This is a genomic window from Lamprobacter sp. (genome assembly GCF_034860625.1).
Lineage (GTDB): Bacteria > Pseudomonadota > Gammaproteobacteria > Chromatiales > Chromatiaceae > Lamprobacter.
Window position 1 is genome coordinate 1 of sequence record NZ_JAYESN010000585.1, and the last position, 1,133, is coordinate 1,133.

The window sequence follows — 1,133 nt, forward strand, 5'->3', positions numbered from 1 at the left end:
TTTTTAAACGACCCCGGTGGGTGTTGGTTGGGGGTGTTGGTCTTTTTTGGCCTTTTTGGGGGGTGCAGGGGGTGTCTCCCCTGCTTGCTCGCGGTCGGTGCCGATATGCGCTTGTCGGCGCGGTCGTCAGCGATCGTGCTCGCACAGCCGACCTTCCACGTACTGATGCAAGATGCTTGCGGCGAGCGTCTGATAGGGAACGCCTTCGGCGAGTGCCTTCTTCTGCAGGCCGCGCAAGTCCTTGGACGTGAGGCGGATGTTGATCCGCTCATCTTGCCGGAACATGGCCGCTGCATCGTCTCGATGTCGCTGCTGCGTGGCTGTCGCGTCTTCCGCAGGCTTAACCTTTCCCGACTCGAAGGCGTCAAGGATCGCCTGTTCCTCGGTATCCAATTGGGTCATGTGCCTTTGCCTCGATCGGTCCTGGTTGCCTTGCGGCTAGGGATGATCGTCTTCAGAAAGACCTCGCCCTCAGACTCCACGAACGGCACCAGGTAGACGTATCCCTCGATGTCAATCACATGGATCTACTGACCAGGGTACCGCGTCTGATTCGGATGCTCGATCGTATCGAGGATGTCTCCGGTCATGATGTGGAACACGACATCCTCGAACGAGATACCACGTTCGGTCTTGAGCAACCTGTTCTTCTCCGGGGCCCAGGTGATGGCTTTCATGGAAAAAAGTTAGCACGGTGGACGCCTTTCGTGCTCGGAAAGCGTCATCCCACCAAATGCCCCACCACCGTGCCGACCTGATCGATCCGCTTGGCCGGATCAGTCATCTCCATCGTAAATCGCAGGGCGCCAGCCGCCTGATCGAGCTTGAAGTCCTTGGGGCGGGACTGCACCAGCTGGATCAATTTCATGTGATCGATATTCGGCTGCTCGCCGAAGACGATGCGCCCGCCTTTGGGACCGGCCTCGATCTTCCTGATGCCGTAGGGCTGGACCTTGAGCTTTAGCTCGGTGACGGCGAACAGGGTCTTGGTCGGTTCCGGCAAGAGGCCGAAGCGGTCGATCATCTCGACTTGGAGGTCTTTCAGCTCGGCACGATCAGCGGCGCTGGCGATGCGCTTGTAGGTGACCAGCCGGGTGTGGACATCCGGCAGGTAGTCGTCCGGCAGCAGAGCA

The 1,133-nt window shown here is 59.2% G+C and carries 2 protein-coding genes; both read right to left on the reverse strand.

Features of this window, described 5'->3' with window-relative positions; translation table 11 throughout:
- Positions 1 to 126: 126 nt before the first annotated feature.
- The gene (locus VBE63_RS30005; RefSeq protein WP_323686620.1) at positions 127 to 402 is read right to left on the reverse strand and encodes an antitoxin; all 276 of its coding nucleotides are present in this window, start codon (positions 400 to 402) and stop codon (positions 127 to 129) included.
- A 319-nt stretch (positions 403 to 721) separates the two neighbouring features.
- Positions 722 to 1,133 (reverse strand): TRCF domain-containing protein (locus tag VBE63_RS30015; protein WP_323686621.1); only part of this gene is annotated, 412 nt, incomplete at its 5' end.